Raw genomic sequence first — 5652 nt, 5'->3', positions numbered from 1 at the left:
AGACAGGAGGAAATTCTCGAGGGATTGGCAGTCTCCCTAAGGCCGAAAATGATTGTCAGATCCGAAGAGGCAGCACTCGACCCTGTAGAGGTTGATCGCAAAGTCGAGCGTTATATGTCGGACGATCGCGTATTCGGGTACATGGCGCCGTTCCATATAGATGAGTTTTACCAGCCGGATAAAGTCGACAAATTACGTAGCGAGATAGCGGAGGTGAATGACGGCATTATTGTGGTCATCGGATTCGGTGCCTCACTTATCGCCAGTGGTGATGTTCTTATCTATGCGGACTTAGCACGTTGGGAAATTCAACTTCGCTACCGAGCGAAGGAGATGGGCAACTGGCGGACAAGTAAAAGAGAAGATGATACTCTTCGTCTCTACAAGCGCGGCTTCTTCTTTGAATGGCGCATGGCGGACCGGCTGAAGAGATCTCTATTCGATCGTGTAGATTACTATCTGGATTCGAATACCAAGAATGAACCTAAGATGTTATCCAAACAAGCGTTGTTCGCCGGCCTATCTCAGACCGCAAGCCAGCCGTTCCGGCTCGTACCCTACTTCGATCCGGGAGTATGGGGCGGTACGTGGTTGGAGTCTAACATAGATCTACCCCCAAAAGATCATCCATACGCATGGGGTTTCGATGGTGTGCCGGAAGAAAACAGCCTTTATTTTCAATACGGATCTTTGCGTTTGGAGATACCTGCCATCAATCTAGTCTTCTTCGAATCGATTAAGCTGCTGGGGGAGAAGGTCTATTCACGCTTCGGTGCTGAATTCCCGATTAGGTTCGACTTCCTCGATACGATAGGAGGACAGAACCTGAGCTTGCAGGTACATCCGACTACTGACTATATTCGCGAGCAGTTCGGCATGTCTTATACGCAGGACGAAAGCTATTATATTCTTGATGCCGCGCCCGGGGCAGAAGTGTATCTAGGGCTTAAGGAAAACATCGATCCCGCAGCCATGATAACGGATTTGCGTAACGCACAGAATGGGGAATGTACGTTTCCAGCGAAGGAATATGTCAATGTGTATCCTGCAGCCAAGCACGATCATTTTCTCATCCCAGCAGGAACGGTCCATTGCTCCGCAGCGGGCTGTATGGTGCTGGAGATTAGCGCTACACCTTATATTTTCACGTTTAAACTATGGGACTGGGATCGGCTCGGTCTCGACGGGCGGCCTAGACCCGTTCATGTGGAGCATGGAGCCAAAGTCATTCAATGGAACCGGACTACCGAATGGACGACGTCGGAATGCGTGGGCCAGATCGAAAAGGTGGCGGAAGGTGAAGGATGGATAGAAGAGCGGACGGGTCTGCACGAGCTCGAATTCATCGAGACACGTCGGCACTGGTTCTCGGTTCCCGTCATTCACGAGTCGAACGGGAGTGTTCATATGCTGAACCTTATTGAAGGCGAAGAGGCGACTGTTGAAAGCTCTGATGGATCGTTCGAGCCATTTGTGGTCCGATATGCGGAAACTTTCATTGTCCCGGCTTCCGTCTCGACCTACTTGATTCGGCCCAGCGGTAAGAGTGAAGGGAAAACCATCGGTACGATAAAAGCTTATGTCAGAGCGTAGGGGGCAGCCTAAAATGAATTCTTCTATTATTCTTGCCTTCGATGTCGGAGGAACGCAGATCAAGGTGGCGGCGGTAAGCGGAGGAACGATTATAGGGCCAAGCGTCGCGCATTACGAATCTCGAGCCGAGTTAGCCGCAGATGAGATCATCAATAACTTTGTTAGGATTGTTAGGGACGTTATCGCCAAAGTAGAGCAAGATAACCAGCGGATTTGCGGACTTGGTATGGCGTTTCCCGGTCCTTTCGATTATGAGAACGGGATAAGCCTCATTCAGGGCTTGGGCAAATTTGATTCCTTATACAGGCTCCCTATCGGAAAGCTGCTGGAGGAAGCGCTTCGCTCTGATGCTACCCTGCAGGAGAAGTTTGCCCCAGAGTTCCACATCACTTTCGAGAACGACGCCGCATTGTTCGGCCTTGGCGAAGCCGTCTACGGGGAAGCTCAAGGCGCAGACCGGGTCGTATGCTTAACAATCGGAACGGGACTCGGCTCCTGTTTTCTGGAGCATGGACGCTTGGTGAAACAACGGAGCGACGTTCCGGACAACGGTTGGTTGTATGAAGTGTCCTATCGAAATGGGATTGCGGACGACTATATCTCCAAAAGAGGTATTATTCAATTGGCTTTGGAATTGGGAATGGACTTGAGAGGTCGTGACGTACGCGAGTTGGCGAATTCCGCTATATCCGATGAGCCGGATGCGAGACAGCTTTTTGAGCTATTCGGTCAGCGAATGGCCCTCATTTTATCTCCTGCTCTACGTGTATTTGTCCCTGACAGGATCATTCTAGGCGGCCAAATCTCTAAGAGCGGCTTTTTGTTCGCTCATACTTTTCAAGAGGGATTGGCTTCGCAAGGCCTAAGGACGGATGTTTTAATAAGTCAAGATACACTTACAAGCACTTTTAAGGGGATTTATGATTACGTCAGGGGATAGATGATTAGAAATTGGCAGAAAAACATGGTATGAGCAATCAAATGGTTCTCCAAAACATGGAGAGGGTAGTTCTGATAGAATGATATCAGAGGGCTACCCTCATTTTTTATCGGAGAGATATTATGGATAAATTGCGATAGGAACGAGGCGGTACAAAATGTTAAATACATTGATCGTGGATGACGAGAAGCTGGTTCGCAAAGGTCTCATTTCCACGATGCCATGGAGCAAATATGACATCCGAATTGTCGGCGAAGCGGGGAACGGTCGGGCGGCACTCGATTTCATGCAACAACACGAGGTCGACCTGCTGTTCGTCGATTTGACGATGCCGACAATGAGTGGTTTCGAACTGATGAAGGCGGTTCGCGCTCAGCATCCGAAGACCTGGATTGTTGTGCTGACGTGCCATCAGGATTTTGAATACATTCAAGAGGCGATGCGTGCCGGAGCAATCGACTATATCGTCAAAACACAGTTGGAAAAAGAAACCATGGACGACATGCTGGCGCGAATCGTACAGAGAATCCGGTATGAGGAAATGAATAAAGTGGCCGGAACGGGTATTTCCAAGACGAAGACGGAAGACAGACCTATTTATCTATTGGCGCTAATGTCTACAACAATGCAACTAGATCCAGTTTCCGATTTGATGAAAGCTGGCATTTTTTCCGTAACACCGCTCGGCTTTCAAATTTGGTCCATTACTTGCACGGATGACGAAATAGAATCGACCTTAAGTCGATATGCAGCTCAATCGAACGATTATGTCCTTATAAAAGCTGATGGAAAGCCGGAATTTTCCGACATAAGCATTCGGACTTATTTGTTTTACGAATACGAACCGAATCGGAAAGTATACGAGCTGACGATGATGCCGGCAAAATCGGCGGACAAACAAATTCTCGATGAGCCAAAACTGCTTGACGAAGTGTGGTTCTCGTTCCGCTGGCTTTATGAAGAGGAGGGGTGGCAGCGTCTGATCGTCTTGATCGAGCAAATGAAACCGGACAGCCGATATTTGTCGGAATTACTCCGTATATCCGTGCGTCTTTGGCGCGAAATGTTCCGAAACGGCGAGTTGGATGCATACGATTCCATCACCGAATCGTTGGTAAGCTGGAACTTGTTTAAGCAAATCCTCATTGAGATTCGATGTGCGATACAGCAGAGAATGAAAAGCTTCGCTTACTTTGACGAAATCATCGTCACCGTTTTGAAAGCACTTTATTATATGCTGCAATTGGACGATTTGCGTGTCAATCGTGACATGGTGGCGGCAACATTCAACATAAGCAGCGGCTACTTCAGCGAATGCTTCAAAACGATCATCGGCAGATCGTTCGGTGAATATATGAAGGAACTGCAGATCGAGAAGGCGAAACGGCTGATTGTCGAAACAAAGTACCCGATTTACCGAATTGCGGAACGGACCGGCTACAAGGATGAAAAGTATTTCAGCAAAATTTTTCGGGAGCGGGTCGGAATGAATCCGGCGGAATATCGTAAAGCGAACGAAGGGAGCGTAGAGACAAAATGAAGATCGACTGGTCTTCCCTGAAAACGCGATTAGTTGCAACGCTCCTGATGAGTACTATAATTCCGCTCCTCTTACTAGGGGGGGGGGCTTATATGGCTTTGCAAACGATATTTCACGAAAAAATCGAAAGCGGGATTCAAAACACGCTGTCCCAAACGCGAATGAGTCTCGAAAATACGCTTAGCAATATGGAGTATGTCTCTCTGCAGCTTTCGCAAGAAGGAACTGTCGGACAATCGTTGTCCAATCTGCTTTCGTCCCAAAGCATTTTCGAGCAACTGCAGCTAACGAACGAGATTCAGAGAAATATGAATCTCGTTAATTCCACAAATCCGTATTTGGGGGTTATGCTCTATTTTTTTTCGGGCGAGGGGAAAGTGAAGTTCCAAAACCGTGAAATCAGAGACAACTTCACCATCGAATCGCTTCCTTTGCTGTCCAGCGTTAGAGGTGAATCGTTCTTTGGTCCGCATGAAACAGCGTACAAGTACAGTCAGAATACCGTTTTCTCGTTGGCAAGACCGGTCAATGTCCCTGGAATAGAACCGCAAATGATTTACGTGTACCTTGAAACCAATCTCCTTTTATTTGAGAAAATTCTCAACAAGTATCAATATGGGATGAACGCTTCGCATATTTTGTTGAATCAAAGCGGCAAAATTGCCTATAGTGACGACCAGCTTCAATTTCCTTCAGGCGCCGATTTTTCTTCTATTAAAACCTCGGATGTCAATGTAGCGGAAAAAAAAGGTTTTTATTTTTTCAAAGAAGTCAGCGACCAAGGGTGGAGCGTCATCGTTGCGATCGATAAGCGCGATTTTGAGAAGGAGTTCAATACCTGGCTTTTGCGTTACGGGGGCATCAGCCTCGTATGTCTTGCTATAAGCATTGCGCTCGCGTTATTGGTATGGCGGACTGTATACCAGCCGATCCGAAGCATTTTGAGAGAGATTCGCTCCCTTACCGGCAGCAAATTCGATTCCAAGCTCAATAAGACGAACGTGCGGGAATTCGACAGCGTGCTATTCGAGTTCGATCTCATGAGAACTAGAATTGTAGAATTGTTCGCGGAAATCGAACGGAATGAGCGGATGAAAGCGCAATTGGAAGTGGAAAAGCTTCTCCATCAAATCAATCCTCACTTTATCCATAATACGTTAAATACAATTCAATGGATCGCGCGCATGAACGGACAGGATGATATCGACCGTCTCGTTTCCATTTTTACACGTGTTCTGCACTATAACCTAGGCAAAGAGGGATCCGTCGTCAAGCTGCGCGATGAACTCGAAGCCTTGAAAGACTACGTGGCGCTTCAGCGCATTCGTTACGATTACCAGTTTGATGTCCGTTTTGAAATGGATGAGACGCTGCTGGACCAGACGATTCCGCGTTTCATTCTGCAGCCGCTCGTCGAAAACGCTTTGTATCACGGGCTTGGAGATGTAGAAGGGGTGATCGAAGTGCGAATCGCCGCTAATGACAGTCATATGAACATTGAGGTGAAAGATAATGGGGCCGGCATGACGGAGGAAGAAGTTTCCCGCTTATTTTCATACGAAAACGAAAGGAAAAAATC

General features: G+C 47.5%; 4 protein-coding genes. All 4 read left to right on the top strand.

Going from position 1 to position 5652, the window contains the following annotated elements:
* Positions 1 to 1593, top strand: a 1593-nt coding sequence (locus tag GC098_RS25155; RefSeq protein ID WP_216625419.1) for a class I mannose-6-phosphate isomerase, incomplete at its 5' end; no start/stop codon positions are given.
* 13 nt (positions 1594 to 1606) lie between these two features.
* Positions 1607 to 2533 (top strand): ROK family protein, encoded by a 927-nt coding sequence (locus GC098_RS25150; protein WP_171645960.1) that lies wholly within the window; start codon positions 1607 to 1609, stop codon positions 2531 to 2533.
* A 157-nt stretch (positions 2534 to 2690) separates the two neighbouring features.
* Positions 2691 to 4073: a response regulator transcription factor gene (locus GC098_RS25145; protein ID WP_171645959.1), complete on the top strand. Its 1383-nt coding sequence runs from the start codon at positions 2691 to 2693 to the stop codon at positions 4071 to 4073.
* A 92-nt stretch (positions 4074 to 4165) separates the two neighbouring features.
* On the top strand, positions 4166 to 5652 hold a 1487-nt coding region (locus tag GC098_RS25140; protein ID WP_171645958.1), incomplete at its 3' end, for a sensor histidine kinase.

It is taken from the genome of Paenibacillus phytorum, from assembly GCF_013141715.1.
Taxonomy (GTDB): Bacteria; Bacillota; Bacilli; order Paenibacillales; family NBRC-103111; genus Paenibacillus_E; species Paenibacillus_E phytorum.
The sequence above is the reverse complement of the archived record's forward strand: the minus strand, read 5'-3'. Positions and strand labels throughout refer to the sequence as shown.